24 protein-coding genes and 1 pseudogene are annotated in these 22496 nt (G+C 51.4%); 21 read left to right on the plus strand and 4 right to left on the minus strand.

Annotated features, from left to right (window positions below; translation table 11 throughout):
* The first annotated feature begins 6 nt into the window (after positions 1 to 6).
* From BM261_RS04460 to BM261_RS12995, 4 genes are all read left to right on the plus strand, one after another.
* Entirely contained in the window at positions 7 to 405 is a 399-nt protein-coding gene (locus tag BM261_RS04460) for a hypothetical protein (RefSeq protein ID WP_064089483.1), read from the plus strand.
* A 182-nt stretch (positions 406 to 587) separates the two neighbouring features.
* The gene (locus BM261_RS04465) at positions 588 to 938 is read left to right on the plus strand and encodes a DUF1801 domain-containing protein (RefSeq protein ID WP_064089484.1); all 351 of its coding nucleotides are present in this window, start codon (positions 588 to 590) and stop codon (positions 936 to 938) included.
* Between the two features lie 195 nt (positions 939 to 1133).
* A complete protein-coding gene (locus BM261_RS04470) occupies positions 1134 to 2459 on the plus strand; it encodes a hypothetical protein (protein ID WP_256205703.1) in 1326 nt (441 codons plus the stop codon).
* 426 nt (positions 2460 to 2885) lie between these two features.
* Positions 2886 to 3593 carry an O-methyltransferase gene (locus BM261_RS12995; RefSeq protein WP_074895524.1) on the plus strand — a complete coding sequence of 236 codons (708 nt, stop codon included), beginning with the start codon at positions 2886 to 2888 and terminating at the stop codon, positions 3591 to 3593.
* Between the two features lie 66 nt (positions 3594 to 3659).
* Here the strand turns inward: BM261_RS12995 and BM261_RS04480 are convergent, their stop codons facing one another.
* Complete coding sequence (locus BM261_RS04480; RefSeq protein ID WP_074895526.1) at positions 3660 to 4511, minus strand: MBL fold metallo-hydrolase; 852 nt, start codon at positions 4509 to 4511, stop codon at positions 3660 to 3662.
* A 97-nt stretch (positions 4512 to 4608) separates the two neighbouring features.
* On the opposite strand from BM261_RS04480, the gene BM261_RS04485 reads away from it, so the two are divergent.
* The 3 genes from BM261_RS04485 (at position 4609) to BM261_RS04495 (ending at position 8359) form a co-directional block, all read left to right on the plus strand.
* Complete coding sequence (locus BM261_RS04485) at positions 4609 to 5595, plus strand: GlxA family transcriptional regulator (RefSeq protein ID WP_074895528.1); 987 nt, start codon at positions 4609 to 4611, stop codon at positions 5593 to 5595.
* Positions 5596 to 5786: 191 nt separating this feature from the next.
* A complete protein-coding gene (locus BM261_RS04490) occupies positions 5787 to 6332 on the plus strand; it encodes a DUF4303 domain-containing protein (protein WP_074895530.1) in 546 nt (181 codons plus the stop codon).
* A 113-nt stretch (positions 6333 to 6445) separates the two neighbouring features.
* Entirely contained in the window at positions 6446 to 8359 is a 1914-nt protein-coding gene (locus BM261_RS04495) for an ATP-binding cassette domain-containing protein (protein WP_074895532.1), read from the plus strand.
* A gap of 192 nt (positions 8360 to 8551) precedes the next feature.
* Here the strand turns inward: BM261_RS04495 and BM261_RS04500 are convergent, their stop codons facing one another.
* Positions 8552 to 9568 carry a zinc-binding alcohol dehydrogenase family protein gene (locus BM261_RS04500; protein ID WP_003784233.1) on the minus strand — a complete coding sequence of 339 codons (1017 nt, stop codon included), beginning with the start codon at positions 9566 to 9568 and terminating at the stop codon, positions 8552 to 8554.
* A 104-nt stretch (positions 9569 to 9672) separates the two neighbouring features.
* Here BM261_RS04500 and BM261_RS04505 point away from each other — a divergent pair, with 104 nt between their 5' ends.
* The 14 genes and pseudogenes from BM261_RS04505 (at position 9673) to BM261_RS04570 (ending at position 19489) form a co-directional block, all read left to right on the plus strand.
* Positions 9673 to 10029, plus strand: a complete 357-nt coding sequence (locus tag BM261_RS04505) for a winged helix-turn-helix transcriptional regulator (protein WP_074895534.1) — start codon at positions 9673 to 9675, stop codon at positions 10027 to 10029.
* A 499-nt stretch (positions 10030 to 10528) separates the two neighbouring features.
* Positions 10529 to 11845, plus strand: a complete 1317-nt coding sequence (locus BM261_RS04510) for an AAA family ATPase (protein ID WP_074895537.1) — start codon at positions 10529 to 10531, stop codon at positions 11843 to 11845.
* Positions 11846 to 11849: 4 nt separating this feature from the next.
* Positions 11850 to 12488: an RloB family protein gene (locus BM261_RS04515; protein WP_074895539.1), complete on the plus strand. Its 639-nt coding sequence runs from the start codon at positions 11850 to 11852 to the stop codon at positions 12486 to 12488.
* Positions 12489 to 12544: 56 nt separating this feature from the next.
* Positions 12545 to 12769, plus strand: a complete 225-nt coding sequence (locus tag BM261_RS13000) for a hypothetical protein (RefSeq protein WP_369668754.1) — start codon at positions 12545 to 12547, stop codon at positions 12767 to 12769.
* A 204-nt stretch (positions 12770 to 12973) separates the two neighbouring features.
* On the plus strand, positions 12974 to 13747 hold the full coding sequence (gene ygiD, locus BM261_RS04525) for a 4,5-DOPA-extradiol-dioxygenase (protein ID WP_074895541.1): 774 nt from the start codon (positions 12974 to 12976) through the stop codon (positions 13745 to 13747).
* A gap of 67 nt (positions 13748 to 13814) precedes the next feature.
* The gene (locus tag BM261_RS12865) at positions 13815 to 14036 is read left to right on the plus strand and encodes a hypothetical protein (protein WP_240317855.1); all 222 of its coding nucleotides are present in this window, start codon (positions 13815 to 13817) and stop codon (positions 14034 to 14036) included.
* Between the two features lie 210 nt (positions 14037 to 14246).
* Entirely contained in the window at positions 14247 to 15008 is a 762-nt protein-coding gene (locus BM261_RS04535) for an SDR family oxidoreductase (protein WP_074895543.1), read from the plus strand.
* Positions 15009 to 15093: 85 nt separating this feature from the next.
* A pseudogene (locus BM261_RS04540) lies at positions 15094 to 15384 on the plus strand (FAD-dependent oxidoreductase); the annotation flags it as partial.
* Between the two features lie 155 nt (positions 15385 to 15539).
* Positions 15540 to 15998, plus strand: coding sequence for a methyltransferase family protein (locus BM261_RS04545; protein ID WP_074895548.1), 459 nt, complete (start codon positions 15540 to 15542; stop codon positions 15996 to 15998).
* Between the two features lie 185 nt (positions 15999 to 16183).
* Complete coding sequence (locus BM261_RS04550; protein WP_074895706.1) at positions 16184 to 17017, plus strand: bifunctional transcriptional activator/DNA repair enzyme AdaA; 834 nt, start codon at positions 16184 to 16186, stop codon at positions 17015 to 17017.
* A complete protein-coding gene (locus tag BM261_RS04555) occupies positions 17007 to 17633 on the plus strand; it encodes an alpha-ketoglutarate-dependent dioxygenase AlkB family protein (RefSeq protein ID WP_074895550.1) in 627 nt (208 codons plus the stop codon). Before BM261_RS04550 ends, BM261_RS04555 begins: the two co-directional genes overlap by 11 nt.
* A gap of 190 nt (positions 17634 to 17823) precedes the next feature.
* On the plus strand, positions 17824 to 18288 hold the full coding sequence (locus BM261_RS04560; RefSeq protein WP_074895708.1) for an Imm63 family immunity protein: 465 nt from the start codon (positions 17824 to 17826) through the stop codon (positions 18286 to 18288).
* Between the two features lie 83 nt (positions 18289 to 18371).
* On the plus strand, positions 18372 to 18737 hold the full coding sequence (locus tag BM261_RS04565) for a hypothetical protein (protein ID WP_074895552.1): 366 nt from the start codon (positions 18372 to 18374) through the stop codon (positions 18735 to 18737).
* 83 nt (positions 18738 to 18820) lie between these two features.
* Complete coding sequence (locus BM261_RS04570; RefSeq protein ID WP_074895565.1) at positions 18821 to 19489, plus strand: DNA alkylation repair protein; 669 nt, start codon at positions 18821 to 18823, stop codon at positions 19487 to 19489.
* Between the two features lie 159 nt (positions 19490 to 19648).
* Here BM261_RS04570 and BM261_RS04575 read toward each other — a convergent pair whose 3' ends face one another.
* Positions 19649 to 21250, minus strand: a complete 1602-nt coding sequence (locus BM261_RS04575; RefSeq protein WP_074895567.1) for an HsdM family class I SAM-dependent methyltransferase — start codon at positions 21248 to 21250, stop codon at positions 19649 to 19651.
* A gap of 48 nt (positions 21251 to 21298) precedes the next feature.
* Positions 21299 to 22432, minus strand: coding sequence for a restriction endonuclease subunit S (locus BM261_RS04580; protein ID WP_074895570.1), 1134 nt, complete (start codon positions 22430 to 22432; stop codon positions 21299 to 21301).
* Between the last annotated feature and the right edge of the window lie 64 nt (positions 22433 to 22496).

The following is a 22496-nucleotide window of genomic DNA, read 5'->3' on the forward strand; positions in this document are numbered from 1 at the left end:
CAAAATATGAACATTCCCTTTGCAGCGGCCGCCCTGCTGTTGGCCGTGGCATTTTTTGCCCATCTTTTTGTCGGCACCCGCGAAACCTTAAGTCAAAAACCCGATGAAGAAAACACTACGCAACAGGGTATGCGCAACTGGATGCAGGCTGTGTGCGCTTTTCAGTTGGTCAGCATAGATTTACTGCTGCTTGCCGCCGCTGCCTGCCTACTTGCGTTTACACGGGTTTTCGACAGCATGGAAGCCGCCGCTGCCCGTTTTTTTGCCGTTTATCTGGGCCTATGGTGCACCGTGTGGCTGATACAGCTTAAAATGGCCGGTGCGCGCGGCAAAACTTATTTCCTGCTCGGCCAATGGATATTGTTTTTACTGTGCGCCCTGCTGATGCTGTGGGGTGCGTACTAAAAAAACCGCGCCTGCCCAGGTAGGGCGGATAGCGCTTAAGGCCGTTTAAAAGTGCAGGCTGCTTTGATGCCGTCTGAAAGCCCAAAAAGGCAGCCTGAAACCCGCTCGCGCCGTAGATAAGGGTTTAGAATGCTTTGCCGGACATCAATGTCCAACTCGCAAGCTCAAATTAGGAGAAGATCATGGATCAAAAAGTAAAAAATCTGCTGGATGATTGGCAAAAGAGTAATCCTGCCTTGTATGAAATCGCCAATAGTGTGCGCACGAAAATAGGGCAACTGGCAGACATGGCGAGCGAAGAAGTGAAATATGGCGGTATTTTGTTTGCCGCACCCGAACCGTTTTGCGGCATTTTTGTTTGTAAGCAGCATGTAACCGTGGAATTTGGTCATGGCGCCGAGATGGCAGACCCGCACGGTTTATTGGAAGGCAAAGGCAAAGGACGTCGCCATTTGAAATTACATACGCTTGAAGATGTAGAAAATAAGCATTTGGCGGATTACTTGCGATTGGCGCAAAAAGCAGCAGAATAAAATGCCGGGCTGAAAGAGCGCTGAACTACGACGGCAACCGTTTTCAGGCTGCCTTGAATGCTGTCTGAAAACCCGTTTGCGGGCTTCGCACGGAGTTTGTAGGTCGGTGCATTTATGCCCGACAAACACAGATAAATTTTAAAACGTCGGGCATAAATGCCCCGACCTACGGCTGCGCTTGCTTTCAGGCTGCCTATGCCTATCATCATGCCGTCTGAAAAACCCAACCCATCCGAGCCACACCCCCCAACCCACATCAGAAAGCCCCCCATGCCCACCGAAATCCGTATCACCTATTCCCGCCTGAAAATGTTTGTGATGTCGCTCGTTCTGCTCGCCATCGCCGCTGCCGCATCGCCGCTGCTGTTTGTTGGCAGCCTAAAATCTGTCCTAAGCGGAGCTTTTATCGTTTTGTTCTGCTTGGTGTTTGCCGCCCTTTTGCTCTACCACGCCGCCGATAGCCGCACCAAACTGGTGTTAAACGCCGACGGTATCCGCATCGTCCAAGCGTTTACCGAAGAAGAACTCGACGGGGTTGGCGCGAAAAGCGGCAGCAAAACCAAGCGCGAAAACGTTTTTTATCCGTGGGAACTGGTTAACAGCGTGGTTTTCGTGTATCCGTTTCCCGCCACACTGTACCTGAACAGCGAGCCTGCACGCAAATTCAAAGCCGAACTGGAAGAACTGGAAGCCGAGCAGCCGCTGCCCGATAACGCCACGCTCGAGCAAATGGAAGCGCGCGTCGCCAAATATCTGCGCCTGTCGGAAAGCATGACCCGCCAGCGCGACTTCTCCATCACCCTGCCCGTGATGTACCTGCTGCACGGCAAACACCTGCCCGATTTAATCCGCACGCTAGCGGCCGAGTCCGACAAAAGCCGCCGCCAAGCCGTGCTCGACGGTTTTTGCCAAACCTTTTTCCCCAAAGCCCTTGGTTCGCGCCCCGTCGCGCCACCCGAACCGCGCGAGTTCCCCGTCTGCCTGCCCGCCCAAGTCAGCATCCGCAGCATTGGCGGCGGCTATCCGCTGGCAAACATTTTGTGTGCCCTGATGCTTATCGGCAGCCTTGTTTTTGCCGCCGTAATCGTGCGCAACGCCGCCGATCCTGCCGACATCCGCGGATTTCTGCCGCTGCTGCCCTTTGCCGTCATTACCGCCGCCGCATGTGGGTGGCAGCTGTCCCGCTACCGCCGCCGTCGCGCCGTGCTTGCCGCCATCAACCGCCCCGAAGCGCAGCCGTGGAAACTCGTTGCCATCCCGATTTACATCGCCGGCACCAATCGCAAACTCAGGCGGACGTATTATTTCTACCCCGCGCCCATCAACGGCAAAATCCGCAAAATCACATTTAGCGACCACAACTTCCAACCCGTCCGCCGCCACGGACAATATCTCGCCTTCGCCCCGCAAGGCGGCGGCGCGCCCGTTCCCGTTGATGCCGAGTTGCGCAATATCCGCGGTCTGAACGAAAGCGAACGCCGCGGGCTGCTGCGGCAAATTAAAGAGCTGGCGGCAGAATGAATGCCGCAGGCAGCCTGAAACGCCGTTTGCCGTTTTCAGGCTGCCTTTAAGGACAGCCGCCGTAGGTCGGGCATTGATGCCCGACAAATCCCATCCGCAAAGTTCGGGCATAAATGCCCGACCTACACGGCTAAATTAAATTTCCAGCCAACCAAGAATATTTCCAATGAATATAAAAACAGCAGAAAATATCCAGTGCGAATTTGAATATCTGGTATTAGACGGCTATTTCCCGATACATTTCGCATCGCACGGGCAAGAACGCAGCGACTGGCAGTTTGCGGTTGAATTCATATACCGTCTATTTGAACGCTTATAGCAGCCTGCACCCCGCCGTTTGTATCAACCCAAAGTGCAGGCTGCTTTTGTATTTTTCAGGTAGCCTAAAAGCAGCCTGCAGGCAGCCCCCCTCGGAAAGGAAAACCTATGCCCAAGCCCACCCGCCAAGACTTCGCTTTTTTAAACGACGCGAAAACCGAAGCCGTATTGTTCGACCTCTACACCGCCGCCGTACGCCAGATTCCCGGCCTGATATGGCATTTCCTGCCCCAACTGCCCAAACTGCTGGGCAAAGGCAGCGGCTGGACGGGCGAAAACGAAGCCTATTTCGACGACAAATACATCCCCATCGTCCCGCAGCAGGGCGCATTCCTGTATATGCAGGCCTTGGCCAAGGGCGCGAAAAACATCGTCGAATTCGGCACGTCTTACGGCATTTCCACGCTTTATCTGGCCGCAGCGGCCAAGAAAAACGGCGGCCGCGTGATAACTACCGAATACCTGCCGCACAAAGCCGAAGCCGCCCGCCGCCACTTCGCCGCCGCGGGGCTGGCCGACCACATCGAACTGCGCGAAGGAGACGCGCTGGAAACTTTGCAAGACATCCCCGGCGGCATCGATTTCGTGCTGCTCGACGGCTGGCCGAACTTGGTTTACCCCGTGTTCAAACTGCTCGAACCCAAGCTCGCCCCGCGCGCCGCCGTCGCCGTGGACGACGTGGAAGGCTACACCCCCGCCATGCAGGATTATCTGGACTACGTCCGCAATCCCGCCAACGGCTATGTTTCCGCCACCTTAAAGCCGCATAAGGCCTTGGAATACAGCGTGAAAACAGCCGAGGCGGATGCTGCTTGAGGTCGTCTGAAAGCAGCCTGCACTTTGAAAACAAGATGCAGGCTGCTTAGGGTAATGTGTCGTTTATCAATCCAGTTTCACGATTTCTCCGTCTTCTGGAACGTTCACACGGCTCTCAATGCCTTGACCGCGTATAAATTTACGCATATCGGCGCGGCTGACGGCGGTATGATTCACGGTATCCATGTGTACGGTGATGATTTTGGCTTTAGGCATGACTTGGCTGGCTTTTAATACATCAGCCGTCCCCATAATAATGCCGTCTGAAATGCCTGAAATCAGCGCGTAGCCCGTGTTCATAATCAGATAATCGGGTTTGTAGCGGTTCAATGCTTTGTTTACATCTGCCGTCCACACAGTATCACCCATAATATAAGCGGTTTTATGTCCGCTGCTTTGGAATACCACACCCATTGCATCGCCTAAGATTTCGGCTAGCTGAGGGTTGGCATACATGGCTTCTGTACCGTGTACGCCGCCGGTTTTGCTGATGGTTACGCCGTTGAAGACAGCGTTGCCGTTCAACACGCGTACATCAGTAAAGCCTTGGCTGCGGATTTTTGCCGCGTCGGCTTGGTGCTGCACATATACGGGCAGGTTTTTCGGAATGGAACGTGCGGCGGTTTCGTCCCAATGGTCTTCGTGAGTATGGGTAACGATAACTGCATCCACACCGTCCAAAATTTTATTCACGCTCATCGGCAGCCCGACCAGCGGCATTTTGGCTTGGCTGTTGAACGTGCCGGCAAAGCCGTTCATGGAATGCTTGGGGGCGAAAAACGGGTCAATCAAAAACGTCTGCCCCGCATATTCGACTTTGGCGGTAGCGTTACGGATATGTTGGTATGAATCGTCTGCCCAAGCGAAAAAGGCTGTCGCGCCCAAAACAGTGGCAAGAATAAATTGCTTGGATTTCATGATGTTGCTCCTTAAAAAATCATGGAGCGTATTTTAAGCAGCAGGTGTATCGGCTAAAATAGGCAATATTGCCAACAAACGCAAGGATAGTGCCAAAATGTCGTCTGAAAACGAGCGTAACGAGTTTCGCCAAAATCAAGCTGCCCCCAAAATCGTGCTATATGCTCAATCGGGCATGAATGATTTTGTCTTCAACATTCCCTTTTCTGTTTTTCAGACGACCTATCGGGACAATCCGCTCTTTGACCTGAAAATCTGTTCCGATGACAGCAAAGACGTCATCACGGCACTGGGCGCAAGCATTCCCGTACACGGCGGCTTGGATTTGACGGAAGAAGCCGACATCATCGTCATCGCAGGCTGGCGCAATATTGAAGAAGCCCCGACACCTGAGTTAAGCGCACATTTACAGAAAGCAGTACAACGTGGTGCGCATATCACCGCCCTATGTTACGGCACTTACGCCCTTGCCTACACAGGACTTTTAGACGGCAGAACCGCCGCCACCCACTGGCTTGCCGAAGACGACTTTGTCCGCCGTTTCCCTAAAATTCATCTGGATACCAACCGCCTATATGCGGAAGACGGCAACTTTTTAACATCGGCAGGTGCGGCGGGCGGGCTGGATTGCTGCCTTTACCTCATCCGCAAAATCCACGGTGCAACCGTTGCCAACGACCTTGCCCGTACCTTGGTTGCGGCACCACACCGCGAAGGCGGGCAGGCACAGTTTATCCACCGACCTGTCGAACGTCGTACCGCCGATGACAAAATCAATCACTTATTGGACGAACTGCGCCAAAACCTTGCGACCCCATACCGCTTGGACGATTTGGCAAAAAAATTAGCCGTTTCCCGCCGAACCTTTATCCGCCATTTTTCTCAAGCCACAGGCATGAATTTCGGTGAGTGGCTCACAACAGAGCGGCTATGGCAGGTACAGGATTTGTTGGAAAATACGGATTTGCCGATAGAACGCATCGCCGAACAAAGCGGCTTCGGCAGCGCGGCAAACCTACGTTTGCAGTTCAAAGCCAAGTTTAAAATCAATCCAAATGTCTGGCGGAAAGTATTTGGCAGATAGCTCGCGTTAGTCAATCCAAAATACCTGGGTGCAGGCTGCTTTGAAGGTCGTCTGAAAACCCAAAAAGCAGCCTGCACTTGCCTTTGCTGATGAAATCAGATTCCCGAATCCTGCCAGCGCCACTAAAATATCGAACCCGATGCCCGTAAACACCACCTACATCATTTTCAGGTAGCCTGAAAGGACACACCATGCCGCAGCCGGATTGGCAATCTATCGAAAACATCGCCTATCAAATCATCGTGGATGCCGTGTACCATATACACAGGCAATACCCGCACGAAACCGTGTACGCCGCCATTTTCCACAACTTCTACTGCGACAATACCTATCTCTATTTCCCCTCGCTGTCGGTCGGCACGGAAGAGCTGCTTGCGCGCGTGGTGGAAAAATACCAAAGCGAATACGGCTCCGCTGAAAGCCGCGCCGAACTGGAACAGTCGTTGCGCTGGTCGGGCGCGGACTTGGCGGAATATCTGTTTGACGGCGGCGCGGCGGGCAATGCGGCGGCGCGAAGCGTGCAGGCTGCCGTGCGCCAAGAAGCCGATTGGGACGATTTATACGACCACTTCCACCAATGCTTTCCGCGCGCCTGCCGCCGCGCCGCCGAAGATTTGCTGCGCGCCAAGCTCGTCGCCCCCGATTTTGTCGCCGTTGCCTGCGATGAAGACGAAGAGCTGATTGCCCCCAGCCTAACGCCCGAACAACTGCAACGACATTTCCCCGAATTGGTGTAACGTTCAGGCCGTCTGAAACTCCAAAAACCAGCACCGCGGGCACGCACATCGGTTCGCCGAATCGCAGATTCGGACCGATGGCAGCCTGCACCCCAACAAAACAAGGACTTACCATGACCATCCTCCAAGCCGAGAACCTATCCTTCGCCTTCGGGCACGTCGCGCTGCTCGACAAAGCATCTTTCCAACTGGCCGCGGGCGACAAAGTCGGCCTGATCGGGCGCAACGGCGCGGGCAAATCCAGCCTGCTGAAAATCCTCGCCGGCGTGCAGAAGCCCGACGACGGCCAGCTCATCCTGCAAAACGGGCTGAAAACCGTTTATGTGCCGCAGGAGAGCTTTTTCGACGGCGCGGCCACCGTGTTCGACATCGTGTCCGAAGGGCTGGGCAGCCTGCGCGACGTACTGCGGCGTTACCACGAAATCGGCCGCGAACTGGCGAACGGGCAAAACGACAGCCTCATCAAAGAATTGAACGAACTGCAAAACCAAATCGAAGCGCAAAACGGCTGGCAGTTCGACGCATTGGTCAGCCAGACCATCGGCGAGCTGGGGCTGCCTGAAAACGAAAAAATCGCCAATTTGTCCGGCGGGCAGAAAAAGCGCGTCGCGCTGGCGCAGGCCTGGGTGCAGAAGCCCGACATCCTGCTGCTGGACGAGCCGACCAACCATTTGGACATCGACGCGATTTTGTGGCTGGAAAACCTGCTGAACAACTTTTCAGGCAGCCTGATTGTGATTACCCACGACCGCCGTTTTTTGGACAATGTGGCCAACCGCATCGTCGAACTCGACCGAGGCAGCCTGCGCTCCTATCCCGGCTCGTTCGCCAAATACAGCGAGAACAAGGCGGAAGAACTGGCCGTGGAAGCCGAACACAACCGCCTGTTCGACAAATTCCACGCGCAAGAAGAGGCGTGGATTCGCAAAGGCATCGAAGCGCGGCGCACGCGCAACGAAGGCCGTGTTAAGCGTTTGGAAGAATTGCGGAAACAGCGTGCGGCGCGGCGCGAACGACAGGGGCAGGTGTCGTTCAAGCTCGATTCGGGCGAGAAAAGCGGCAAAATCGTCGCCGAACTGGAACACGCCTCGTTTGCATACGACAACAAACTGATTATGAACGACTTTTCCGCCGTGATTCAGCGCGGCGATAAGATTGGATTAATCGGCGCGAACGGCATCGGCAAAACCACGTTTTTGAAGCTGATTTTGGGCGAACTCGCGCCCACCGGCGGCAAAATCCGCCTCGGCAGCAAGCAGGAAGTGGCGTATTTCGACCAATTCCGCAGCGCGCTGAACGAAAACGACACCGTGTTCTACACGCTCGGCCAGGGCAACGATTATGTGGAAATCGGCAGCAAAAAGCGGCACGTGATGGGCTATCTGGAAGACTTCCTGTTCCACCCCGCCCGCGCCCAGTCGCCCGTGTCGTCGCTTTCCGGCGGCGAACGCAACCGCCTCTTGCTGGCCAAACTGTTCACCCGCCCCGCAAACATTTTGGTGCTGGACGAGCCGACCAACGATTTGGACATCGACACGCAGGAATTGCTGGAAGAACTGCTGCGCGACTACGCCGGCACCGTGTTCCTCGTCAGCCACGACCGCATGTTTTTGGACAACGTGATTACGCAGAGCATTGTATTTGAAGGAGAAGGCCGTCTGAAAGAATACATCGGCGGCTATCAGGACTATGCCGATGCGAAGGCGCGCGAAGAGAAAGTGCAGGCTGCCTCCGCCCCGGCCGCCAAGCCCGAAAGGCCGTCTGAAAAAGACAAACCCAAGCCCAACCGCACGGCCAAACTGTCGTACAAAGAACAGCGCGAACTCGACGCCCTGCCCGACGAAATCGCCGCGCTAGAAGCCGAACAGGCCGATTTGAACGCGCAACTTTCCGACCCCGAAATCTTCAAAGACTACGAAAAAGCCGGCAGCCTGCAAGCACGCGCGGAAGAAATTGAAACGCTGCTGCTGGAGAAATTGGAACGGTGGGAAATGTTGGAAGGGAAGCAGAACGGAGAGGGGGTTTGAGGTTTCAGGTAGCCTGAAATAGAGTTGGAAGGCTACCTGAAAAATAGAAAGCAGCCTGCACCTTGGGAAAACAAAGTGCAGGCTGCTTTCAGGTAGCCCCAAACTATGCCATCAAAGACTCTCTAAAAACGAAGCCTTTTCAAGCAAGCCCGGTTTCTGCAAAGCTGAACATACGGGCTTCCGCCTGCAAACCTATTCCCAGCCTGCCACCACCAGCTTGCCGACCATATCCCCGCGTTCCACCCGCTCATGCGCGCGGCGCAGGTTGGCGGCATTGATGCCGTTCAGGATTTGGGTGGCGGTCGGGCGGATGATGCCTTCGTCCACCAGCCGCGCAGTTTCTGCCAGGATTTCGCCCTGCCGTTCGATGTCTGCCGTTTCGCGCAGCGGGCGGGTAAACATAAATTCCCAATGCAGCGACAGGCTTTTGCCTTTGAGCGGGTTCACGTCCAACGTTTCGGGGTCGTCAATCAGTGCGATTCTGCCTTGCGGGGCGATGAGTTCCACGATTTGCGGCAGATGGCGGTCGGTATGGTTGGTGGAAAAAACAAACGACGGCGCGCCGATATGTAACGCGGCAACCTGTTCCGCCATGTTTTCATGATGGTTGATGACGAAATCCGCCCCCAATTCCTTCACCCACGCGCGGCTTTCGGGGCGGGAAGCGGTGGCGATGACTTGGATGTCGGTCAGCTTTTTCAGCAACTGGATGGCAAGCGAGCCGACCCCGCCTGCGCCGCCGATTAAGAGCAGCGCATTGGCGCCGCCTGCCACGGGTTTGTTCACATCCAAGCGGTCGAACAGCGTTTCCCATGCGGTAATCGCCGTCAGCGGCAGCGCGGCGGCTTGGGCAAAATCCAGCGAACGCGGCTTTTTGGCGGCAATGCGCGCGTCCACCGCCTGTAATTGTGCGTTCGAACCTTGGCGGTTGATGGCGCCCGCGTAATACACTTCGTCGCCGACTTTGAAATGCCGCACTTCGCTGCCGACCGCCTGAACGATGCCTGCCGCGTCGTAACCCAATACGCGGTACTGCCCTGCCGCAGGCGTATGCGCCGCCCGAACTTTCACATCGGCAGGATTCACCGAAACCGCCTGCACGGCAACCAAAATATCGTGCGGCCGCAGTTCGGGTTCGGGCAGTTCGATGTCGAGCAGGGCTTCAGGGTTGGAAACGGGCAAAGGGCGGTTGAAACCGATGGCTTTCATGATGTTCTCCTGTTAGGTCGTCTGAAAGCGTGTATCATGCGCCTAAAGCACACCATTAACAAGAACGCACTTGTTTTTCATATAGTTACATAAAGGATACTGCCATGCCCCGCACACCGCATCCAAGCTACGACTGCGCCGAAGGCTGCTCGGTGGAAGCTGCGCTTTCCGTTATCGGCGGCAAATGGAAAGGCACGATACTCTATCGCCTGCACACGGACGGCATGCTGCGCTTCAACCAAATCCGCCGCATCCTGCCCGATGTGTCGCAGCGCACGCTGACCGCCCAACTGCGCGCATTGGAAGCCGACGGCATCATTTCGCGCACCGTGTATCCCGAAGTCCCGCCGCGTGTGGAATACCGGCTAACGGATTACGGCAAAACGCTTGCCCCCGTGCTGACGGCATTGAAGGCATGGGGCGACGGCTTAAAAGAAAACCGCGCGGCAGGCAAGGTGTAGAACGGCAACACCGAACCGAAAGGCTTCTGAAATTTTCAAAGACAACGAAAAAGCAGCCTGCACGCATGGAAGAAATTGAAACGTTGCTGCTGGAGAAATTGGAACGGTGGGAAATGCTGGAAGCGAAGCAGAACGGGGGGTGATTTGAGGTTTCAGGTAGCCTGATGGGGCGTTTGGAAGACTACCTGAAAAATAGAAAGCAGCCTGCACTTTGGGAAAACAAAGTGCAGGCTGCTTTTTTATGATGGATTACCCATCTCTTAATCATACGCCGGATAGTTCGTATAACGCGGGGGGAAAAATTCGAGCAGTTTCTTTTGAACTCTCTTTCTTAATTTACAATTGGTTATCTTTATTTTCATAACCTGGCATAACTGCCAATCTACGTCAGCCCCTTAAATTAAATAATGAATAAATTGAGGGATAGGTTCCCAAACGGTATAATGTGCCGAAACTAGGTATTTTTTTCCTAAAAGCAAAACAAAATAGGTGACTAACTATGTTAATCCAATTTTCTGTTGAAAATTATCGTTCAATCAAACAAGAACAGACGCTTTCGTTGGTTCGTGATTCAGGAACGGAAATGCCGGACAACTATTTTGACAGTAATGCGCCCGCTACACCGTCTTTATTAAAATCTGCCGTTATTTACGGAGCCAATGCTTCAGGCAAATCCAATATAATCAAAGCATTATATTCAATGATTCAAATTCTTTCGGATTCCTTCAATAAGAAAGAGAAAGAACCAATCAGAACTGAATCTTTTCTTTTTGATGAAACATACAAAAACAATCCAACACATTATGACATTTCATTTGTTGTGGATTTACCCAATGATGAAGGTAGTTTGCAACCCACTAGAGTGGATTATGGCTTTATTGCTGACGACAAAAAAATCCATGAAGAATGGTTAAGTGTCTATCCAAAAGGTCGCGAACAAAACTGGTATTCCCGTGAGTATAACCAACAGACCGAAAGCTACGATTGGAAAATGTCTGATTATTTCAAAGGCGAAAGAGTGAGTTGGAGAAATCAAACCAGACCGGATCAGTTATTCTTATCTAGTGCAGCACATTTAAATAGTGAACAAATCAAACCTATTTTTCATAGCATCATCAATAGAATTCCAATTATTAGCACAGATAGAATCAGCAATGAGATGGCAAAAAAGCAATGTAAAAAATCTGAAAAAGATAAAAAAATCATGATTCAGTTGTTGCGTTCTGCAGGTATCGAATTAGATGATATTGTTTTTGAAAAACCCAAAGTAAATTTTGAAGGACTTCCTGATGATATGCCTAATGTCATTAAAGAGGAAATATTAAAAGATATACAACAACATTTTATTGCCCAACATGAGACTTTTTTTGTGTATTTGGATAATGAAAATAAACCACAAAAAATAAATTTAGGAGACGAATCAGATGGCACCCAAAAATTATTTGAATTTTCAGGATTGATTCTGGCGGTTTTGCATAATGGCGATACTTTGGTTATTGATGAATTAAATAAAAGCCTGCATCCTGATCTGGTTAGATTCTTGGTTAAACTATTCAATTCTCCAATTAACCAAAGAAATGCCCAGCTTATTTTTACAACCCATGAAACATCTGTGTTAAGGAAAAATCTATTACGTCGGGATCAAATTTGGTTTTGTGAAAAAAATAAGGATAGATCAACAACGCTTTATCCATTAACGGATTTTAAACCGCATATCAATCGTGAAGATATTGAAGAATATTATTTGAGCGGTAAATATGGGGCAAAACCTATTTTCCAAGACTTTAATTTCCCATTCTCTTTTTGGGAGGATTAAAGCTATGGCAAAACGGAAAGCTCGAGATTTATCCCGTAAAGCACCAAAACGAGAAGCTTATAAAACCATTTTGATCGTTTGCGAAGGTGAGAAAACGGAAAAACTTTATTTTGAAGACTTGATTTCTACTGAAAACCTTTCTTCGGTAAATGTTCAAGTTTATTCTGGACGTGGTTCTGATCCTAAATCAGTGGTTGAAACTGCTATTGAAGAAAAAGATAAGCAAAGTCAACATTTAGAATTTGATGAAGTTTATTGTGTCATTGATAGAGATGCGCATCAAACCTTTGATGATGCCCAAAAGTTGGCGAAGGAACACAATATAAATTTGATTGTATCTTACCCAAGTTTTGAATATTGGTATCTTTGCCATTTTAAATATTCTCGCGCACCTATTGTGAAAACAGACGATAAAAGTGCTGGTGATAATTGTGTTGCTTCACTTAATAAAGAATGGAAAGCAAATTTTTCAATGAATTACAATAAGGCGCAGCAAGGTGTTTATAGGGCTTTGTTACCTTATATAGAAACAGCAATAGCAAACTCAAGAAGGGCTTTTAGTGAAGCACAAATAGATGGTGAGTTGAATCCATCTACCGAAGTTCATAACTTGGTTGATAATTTAAGGAAAATTAAGCAGTAATCTTATGAGAAACCTCCAACCGCCTTGCGGTGCTCCCGCCGCCGGTCATCACGCGAGTGATTGCTGATTTGGAAAGCTATTTGGATGGGGCTTTGTTTAATCGCAGCACACGCCAAGTGCAGCTGACGGATTTTAGCAAACAATTTTGCCGCAAGTACAAGCCTTGTTACAGCAAAGCGAACAGTTTTTTACCTTTTCTAGGCAACAAGACGCTACTACGAACCCTTACCCAAACGCAACTTCGCCATCGGCGTAAACGCGAAAGCAGCCTGCACATTTGAAAAACAAAGTGCAGGCTGCTTTTTATACGCTAACCACACAATCATCCATACTTTCAGGTAGCCTTTAAATAATAAAAATAAAACATAAAAGTTCAAAAGCGACCAATTATTTCTTATCGAGAAAATATGTTCTTCCCCAAACGGGATGGTTCGCGCAAAAGTTTCCCGTAAAATCATCGGCATCAAAACGAATTGGGAAAAACCATGAACAAAATGCCCGTATTGTTTGTCGGACACGGCAGCCCGATGAACGCGCTGGACGCGGAAAACCCGTTCAACCAAGGTTTCCGCCGCATTACGCAGAAATTTGCCAAACCCAAAGCCATTCTAATGATTTCGGCGCACTGGTACGGCAACCGTTTGCAGGTAACGTCCGGCGAACGCCCCGAAATGATTTACGATTTTTACGGCTTCCCCGCAGCACTCAGCCAAGTGCAATATCCCGCGCCCGGCTTGCCCGAACTAGCGGGGCAGGTGCGCTCGCTGTTGCAGCCTGAAAATGTGGAAATGAACCCGGAACGCGGCTTCGACCACGGCGCGTGGGCGGTGCTGAAACACCTGTATCCCGAAGCCGACATTCCCGTGGTGCAGCTCAGCCTGAACCTGATGCAGCCTGCACCATGGCATTTCGATTTAGCGAAAAAACTCGCCCCGCTGCGCGAACAGGGCGTGCTGGTGGTCGGCAGCGGCAACATCGTCCACAACCTACGCGCCATGCGCCGCGAACCCGCCACAGGCTACGAATGGGCAATAGACTTCCGCAATGCCGTCAACCTCGCCCTTGCCGCGCAGGACAACGACACGCTGGTGCATTACGAACGGCTGGGGGACGCCGCCGCACTCTCCGTGCCGGCCCCCGAACACTACCTGCCGCTGCTCTACACCGCTGCGCTGCGCGAACCGCAGGACGATATGGAAATATTCAATGACGAACTCGCCTTCGGCTCAATCAGCATGACTTCTGTTTTGATAGGGTGAGGGGCCACAACAAAACAACGCGTGCGAACCCGCGCGCGCCTTCCCAAAAGCCCGCTACGAAGACGGCTTGGACACGGCGAAATCGAACGTATTGGCCGACGTATTGCGACAAATCGGCTGCACGCAGGCAGCGGAAATCCTGACCAACTCCGCCATCGAAGCGCAAGCCAAGCAGCGCATTGCCGACGGCGCAAACCTCGCCCGACAATTCGGCGTGAGCGGCGTGCCGTTTGTGGTGCGGCAAACCGAAAGCGGCTGGGCGCAAATTGCTGCGGACAGTTTGCGCTAGATGGGTTGCAGGCTGCTTCGATATGGTTTTCAGGTAGCCTTTTGGCTGTTTGGGACGGCCTAAAAATGCAAAAGCAGCCTGCACTTTTGTTTTAAAATGTGCAGGCTGCTTTTTCTGCCCGAACTGCAATCCCATCAATAATCGGGTCGCTTTCACATAGGTCTTTCCCTAAACTTGAGCCGTTTTCAACAGCAATACTGGGAAAAGACTATGTCAAACCTATTGGATTTAAAAGATAAAACAGCCGCCGTTATAGGCGCATCGTCAGGCATCGGGCGTGCCGTTTCACTACTGTTGGCGGAACACGGTGCCAATGTTGTTTTGTGCGCCCGCCGTACCGACAAACTGGAAGAAACCGCCGCCCTGATTCGTGCACAAGGCGGACGGGCAGTTACCGTGGCAGGCGATGCGGTGTTGCCTGAAACGCACGAAACGGTTGTCCGCACGGCGCAGCGCGAGTTCGGCGGCTTGGACATCGCAATCAACAATGCTGGCATGCTTGGTGCGTACAAGCCTTTAGCGGAACTTTCCCCTGAAGAATGGCGGGCTACGCTGGACGGCAATCTGACTGCCGCCTTCCTCGGCGCACGCAGCCAAATCCCCGCCATGCTGGCACGCGGCGGCGGTGCAATGGTATTCACGTCCAGCTTTGTCGGCACCAGTTGCGCCCTGCCGAACATGGGTGCATACGGCTGTGCCAAAGCCGCACTTTCCGCATTGGCCAAAAGCATTACCGCCGATTACGCCGCCCAAGGCATCCGCGCCAACGCCCTGCTGCCCGGTGGCACAGACACGGAAATGATGTCCGCCGACTCACAACAGCGCGCGTGGGCAGCAGGGCTGCACGCGGTCAAACGCATTGCCCGCCCGGAAGAAATCGCTGCCACAATTTTATTTTTGGTCAGCCCGATGAGCAGTTTTATCACGGGTGCGGCAATATCTGCGGATGGGGGAAATTCGGCGGTAAAATAGGTTTTCAGACGGCCTGAAAGCATAAAAAAGCAGCCTGCACTTTGTGTTGTGAATGTGCAGGCTGCTTTTTCTGCTTTCGGACGGCCTGCGTTCCGGGTTGGAACTCTTGCCCGCACTCTATGCCGCCCATCCGGCCTTTGGCGAAGCCGACATTCTCGAAATCGCCACCGGTCTGCACCCAACGCTCAACCATCACAACCCAGAAATCCGTTACAGCCGCGCCCGACGCCTGATTGAAATCAACGGCCTTTTCCGCCACGGCTTCATGATTTTCCCCGCCGCAACCGCCGCCGTCAGATTGGCAGTTGCCCTGTTTGACGGAAAAAACGCACCCGAACGTGATGAAAAAAGCGGTTTGACTTATACTGAAGAATAAGTTGGGAATCGTCTGAAAACGTCGCTCTATCAGTTTTATAGTCGATTAAAATTGCAATGATACGGCGTTGGCTCGCCTTGACGTACTACCTGTACGCCTTGCGGCTCGCCGCCTTGTCTCATTTTTATTTTAATCGACTATATAAAGGTAACAATATGAATTTAGAAACCAAAATTCCGCCGCCGGCGATATGTTTTATTTGTGCGTTGTTGATGTACATCTCTGCCCAAGTGTCGGCGTTAGTCGGCATATTGCCGCGCTTTCCTATATTGCTGTCGGTTGTTTTGATGGTGTTTGGGACGGCGTTGGGCGTATTAGGTGTGCGGGCGTTTCGCCGTGTGCGTACGACCGTCAGCCCGCTCAACCCCGAACAAACCGAACACTTCGTTTCAGACGGCGTGTACCGTTTCAGCCGCAACCCGATGTATGCGGGTCTGGGCTGCTGGTTGGTCGCATGGGCGGGCTATTTGGCTCACCCGCTGCCGTGGTTGTTTTTGGCTGCATTTGTTGCCTATATGACACGCTTTCAAATCATGCCCGAAGAACGCGTCTTGGCGCAGAAATTCGGCGCAGAGTACGAGTCTTACTGTCGGCGTGTTCGCCGTTGGTTATAAAAGCGGAAGCCAAGCTAGGCAAACTGACGCTGTTGTAACCAAGACCGTCTGAAAAGTAGCCTGCACTTTGTGTTGTGAATGTGCAGTCTGCTTTTTTATGTCCGAACCGTAACCCCATCAACAATCGGGTCGCCCCCCGCCCGCTTTGTGCGTATCCTAACGCCATGAAACTTCAAAACAACTCCATGTCCCCGAATCAAACCCGCCAATTCCTCCGCATTGCCCGCGCCATCGAATACCTTTACGACCATGCCGCCGAACAGCCCGATTTGGCGCAAGTGGCGGCGGCAGTGCACGTCAGTCCCGAACATTTGCAGCGTGAATTTTCCGCATGGGCGGGCATCAGCCCGAAAAAAATGCTGCAACACATCAGCATCAGTCGCGCCAAGGCCGCCCTGAAAAATAGCGAAAGCGTGGCAGAAGCCGCGCATTGCGGCGGACTGAGCGGCACGGGGCGGCTGCACGACTTATTTGTCGGTATCGAAAAAATGACTCCGGGTGAATACAAAAACGGCGGAGCAGGCCTGCAAATCCATTACAGCCTGATTCCCGGCCCCTTCGGCGACCTGTTGGCAGCAGCAACAGACAAAGGCATCTGCTTCATGCGTTTTTCAGACGACCCTTCCGCCGCCCTGAACGAATTGCGCGCCGAATATCCGAACGCCCGCCTAATCGGGCAGGAAACCGCATTCCACCGACAAGCCGCCGACATCTTCCGCACACAGCGCGGCCGCGTTACCCTGCACATCAAAGGCACACCCTTCCAGCTCAAAGTGTGGCAGGCCTTGCTCGATATTCCCGCAGGCAGCCTGCAAAGCTACGGCACAGTGGCGCAGGCCGTCGGTTCGCCCAACGCCGCGCGCGCCGTAGGGACGGCCATCGGGCAGAATCCCGTTGCATTACTCATTCCCTGCCACCGCGTCATCCGCGAAAACGGCATCATTGGCGGCTACCGCTGGCAACGCGGGCGCAAAATGGCGATATTGGCGCACGAATTGGGAGACGCTGATGACGCTTGACCTCTTCCCCGAAACCGCCAACCCGCACGCCAACCTGCTGCCCTACGACGGCATCGTCAGCGATTTCGGACGGATTTTCACCATCGCCGAAGCCGACCGTTATTTTGAAATTTTGCAGCGTGATATTCCCTGGCGGCACGACGAAGCCGTGATATACGGCAAACACATCATCACCGCCCGCGAAGTTGCGTGGTACGGAGACACGTCCTACAACTACGGCTATTCCGGCGCAAACCGTATCGCCCTACCGTGGGGCGGTGTCTTGCCCGAACTCAAAAACCGCGTGGAAGCCGCCATCACCGACATCTGCCCCACCCGCTTCAACTCCTGCCTGCTCAACCGCTACAACAACGGCAACGAAGGCATGGCGTGGCACAGCGACGAAGGGCAGGGGCTGGTCAAAGACAGTGCCATCGCCTCCCTCAGCCTCGGCGCAACGCGCAAATTCGCCTTCAAACACAAAGAAAGCAAGGAAAAACGCGAAATGTGGCTGGAACACGGACAGCTCATTGTGATGCATGGCGAAACGCAGAAACACTGGCTGCACACCATCCTGAAAAGCACCCGCATCCAAGAGCCGCGGATTAATCTGACGTTTCGGGTGATGGCGGGATGAAATAGAAAAGGCCGTCTGAAAACTGAAAAGCAGCCTGCACTTCACCAATCAAGCGCAGCCTGCCCCAATCCCGTCAAGGAATCCCCCATGCAGAAAACCACCGCCAAACTCTATTTCAACGAAACGGCCATTTTGAACCGACGGGGAAGAACCTGAAGCCTGCACCATGCAAACCCGCAAGGAGAATATTATGCCAGCCAAATCCCTCGTCATCCTGCGCCAAAAAATCCACCAAGTTCGCGATGCACTCCTCGCCGCCGTGCGCCGTGCGGGGCTGCCCGACGACTGCCTGAACTGGCTCTATTTCGCCGACAGCACCACCGAAGCCTTTTCAGACGGCACCACCATCACCTACCGTGATTACGACCCGCACGCCCCATACCGCTACATCACCGCCGAACGCGGCACAATTTACTGCGACGAAGGCGCTGCCGACCTGCACCGCTTCCTGTATTACCCGCTGCAAGACATCACCCACTATATCGCCGGACAATACGAACTGGACCACCGCCAGCCCGACCAAGACTTCCGCCGCATCCTGTTTGCCAAACAACTCAAACTTTTGGCCGCTATCCACCCCGATTACGCCGCATGGCGCAAAGCAGAAATAGACACCGTATTGCAGCTGCACCCCTATCGCGACGGTGCAGCCTGAAAACGAAGTTTCCGAAGGAAGCCGAGTTTCTGCGGAGCTAAAAAGCAGCCTGCACCCCATGTTCCCAACGAAAGGCCCGAACCATGTGCGATTACTGCGCCGACCTGCATCCCACCGTCCGCATCGAAACCCCGCAAAAACTGTCGAAAATACTGCTGCGCGCCGCCGACCGCCTGGCAGACGGCACGCTGGCAGACATCACGCTCTCCCATGCCCAAGCGGAACACATCAACACCGATTATGTCGAAACCTTCGCCCGCAGCGGCTACGTCATCGATACCGACCCGCAGGGTAACCGCTGCCTGCACGGCTGGTACGATTTCCTGCACCACTATTTCCAATGCACGCACTGCAACGCCGTGTTTGAAATTTTTGCCGAAACCTACCACGGCAGCGGCGGCGAATGGAAAATGCTGGAAGTCGCGGCCAAGCGTTTTCAGGCTATCTGAAAGCAAAAAAGCAGCCTGCACCCCAATTCAAAATCCCTTCAGACGGTCTGAACCCCGTCCATTCCCAAGATAAGGAAAACCATATGGACTACCCCGCCCTGCTCGCCATCCTGCAACAACACGCCAATCCCGAACGCGCCGTGCCGATGCAGGCATACATGAAACACCGTTTCGCCTATTTCGGCATCGGCAAACCCGAGCTTGCCCGCCTGTGCCGCCCGTTTCTCAAAGACGCCGCCAAACAGCCGGTCGATTGGGATTTTGTGCGCCGCTGCTGGGATGACCCGCACCGCGAATTGCAATACGCCGCGCTCGAATATCTGAAAAAAATGCAGCAACACCTAACCCCGCAGGACATCCCGCGTTTGCAAACGCTGATTACCGAAAAATCATGGTGGGACAGCGCCGACGTACTCGACCGCATTGTTGGCGACATCGCCCTGCGCCACCCCGAAGTCAATGCCGTCCTATTAGCATGGAGCACGGACGACAACATCTGGTTGCGCCGCGTCGCCATCGACCACCAACTGCTCCGCAAACAGCACACTGACACCGCGCTGCTGGAAAAAATCATCTGCAACAATCTGGGGCAAAAAGAATTTTTCATCAATAAAGCCATCGGTTGGGCATTGCGCGATTACAGCAAAACCAATCCCGCATGGGTACAAGGCTTTATCGACCGCCACCGACACGAAATGGCCAAACTGAGCTTGCGCGAGGCGGGGAAATACCTGCCGCCGAAGGTCGTCTGAAAACGTGAGCTTCAATGAAGTTTCTACAGAGCCAAAATGTAAAAAGCGGTCTGCACTTGCATTTATCAAAGTGTAGACCGCTTTCTACTTTAATTTCATTTGAGTAATACTAAAACATCACTCATCCTTTACACAAACCCGCTTTGTGCAGACTTACGCTTACCCGTTAAATTTCAGCGTTTGCAGCTTTTCTTTAATCTCTTTTTCCAATTCGGCAGATTCGGTGAAAAGTTTGTCCAAATCCGCCGAAAATCCCGCCATTTTCTGCTCGAATTCCTCGGCGGAAATATCCACATAATCAATTTTTACTTCAAAATATTGACCTGCCGACAGGCTGTAATTCTTCGCTTTGATTTCATCATAGCTGACCACCACGCTGAAATCTTCCACAGCCTGTTTGTGCGTGAAGGTATTACAGATTTTTTGTTCTTCTGCGCGGGAGAGTACGGTTTTTTGGTTTTTGCCGTCTTTGATTTTTTCGCCCAAGCCTGATGCGTCGATTAACACCACTTTATCTTTATTGGCTTTATCGATAAACAGAATAGAAACGTTGGTTCCCGTGGTGGCGAAAATATTGGAAGGCATGGACACCACGCCGGCGAGCATTTTGTTTTCCACCAAATGTTCGCGGATTTTTTTGTCGATGCCCGATTGGGCGGTGATAAAGCCCGTCGGCAACACAATCGCCGCTTTGCCGTTTTCTTTCAGGCTAAACAAGATATGCTGGATAAAAAGCTGATAGATTTCCATTTTATCCTTATCCTTCGCCTTAATTTTCGGGATACCGGCAAAAAAGCGTTCGCGGTTTTCATCGCCTTCCAATTGGTCGCGGAAATCGCTGAAATCCAATTTAAACGGCGGATTGGAAACGATGAAATCAAATTTTTTCAGACGGCCTGAAGCGTCTTTATGGGCGGGCGACAAAATCGTATTGCCCTGAACCACATTATTCAGCGAATGCACCAAATTGTTCAAAATCAGATTCAGCCGCAACAGATTGGACGATTTTTGCGAAATATCCTGCGTATAAATCATACATTTGTCTTCGCCGATGGCATGGGCGACGTTCATCAACAGCGTTCCTGAACCGGCCGACGGGTCGTAAACGTCCACACTGCGGATTTGCCCGCGCACCTCCTCTGGCACCAAAATATCCGCCATAATCCGCGCTACCGCGTGTGGCGTGTAGTATTCGGCGTATTTGCCGCCGGAATTGCTGTTATAGTCTTTAATCAGGTATTCAAAAATTGTCGCAAAAAAATCGAATTTTTGGGCAAAAATCGCCTCGAAACTAAAACCTGCCAGCTTGGAAATCAGCGCGCGGCAAAAATCGTCGCGGCGGCCTTCATCAGTAATATATTGACTGATACGCTCGAACAACACGATTTTCGCCCCGCCTTCGGTTTTCACTGAAAACAACTCAGCATTACAAGCGGCGATGTCGGTGAGTGTATCGTCAAAGAGTTTGGCAAAGTCCGCTCCGTTTTGTCGCTCCGATAAATACTTGATGGAATGCTCGGGCTTTAATACCGCCGTTTTCCCCTCAATATCCATATTGACGAACTCGATTGGTTCGTCGGGCTTTTCTTTGCGGATTTGTTTAACTTCAAAATCGTACTTGTCGTTTAAGAATTTATACAAAAACGCTTGACTGATGATTTTAAATTCGTTGCCGTCGTTGCCTAAGCCGTAGTTGGCGCAAATGGTTTTTAAGCTGTCAATCAGGGCTTTGGTTTGTTCGGTAAAGTGTTGTTCGGTCATTTTTTATCTCGTTCTTTTTATTGTATCGGTCGGATTCTTGAATTCGACTTATTCAGCTACGGATACCTGCCCGTTCATCAGCATGGACAGTAGGAAATCGCGTAGTTGGGTCAAGTGGTGGTTTTGTTTTTCATTATTTGCAATCTTTAAATTCCAATTTTCTACAAACTCACTAAATCTCTTTAAAAGCAAATCAGGTGGTACTATTATTTTTAATCCCTCAATATCTTTTGGATATACATGGGGTTGCGCCGAACCTCTGGCTTGTTGGTAAATAAAATCTTGAACAATTTTTAAAAAATTTAATATATACAATGTTCTACCAATAACACTATTTGTAATAGTTGTACAATCGCAGGCAAAAATTGGTTCTCTCCAAAAATTAACAAAACCTGCGTTCGCACCCGAAGCACTGATTGTAATGGTATTCTTTGGACGATTAGCTACATCATGATAATAAGAAAAATCCACTCCTGCCGAAATTACTTTAATATCTCCATTGGTATTAGCAGTTTTTTCTGTAATTAAAGTTCCTTTTCTAATTTCAGCCCAATCTCCCAAACTCTTCACCTCCCACCCCTTCGGAATTTCCCGTTTCAAGGTTTCGTCAAACACCATTTCGCCGCCTGAGGATTTGTAGGGTTTACCGTTGGCGTCGGGGAAGTCGAACTGCACAAACCAGTAGTCGTACAGGGTTTTCGCCATCTCTTCCAAGCGCGCGTTGATTTGTTTGTTCAGGGCGATTTTTTTGTCCAAAGAAAATAGAAGAGAAAAGATACTATCCTGAGTTTCTTTATCAGGTAGTTTTAACTCTATTTTTGACAAAGTATTTACTGACAATCCAGGTTGTGCCGATTGTCCTTGGTATTGCCCTAAATCCATAATGGATAATAAATTGGCAATATATCCAATATTATGTTCATCATTTGCGGTTGCTACAATAGCATGTTCTGTCATATATGCTTTGCCACAAAAATATTTCGTATTACCACAATAAGCACCTTGACGACCAATAATTGCGCATTCCCCTTCAAAATTGTAAGTATCTGTATAGCCTCTGATTCCATTTCCACCAAAAACAGGATATGCCCCTATTTCAAATATTTGACTAGCTGTTATTCCTTTGCCACTACTAAATCTTCTGCATACTTCAGAAATTGTATATGTTGCCCACTCACTCATATTTTTTATCTCTCAATCTTTTAATTAACCACTAATCCCAAAAAAATTCCACCTTAACTATTAT

Source organism: Neisseria elongata subsp. elongata (assembly GCF_900113545.1).
Classification (GTDB): domain Bacteria; phylum Pseudomonadota; class Gammaproteobacteria; order Burkholderiales; family Neisseriaceae; genus Neisseria; species Neisseria elongata.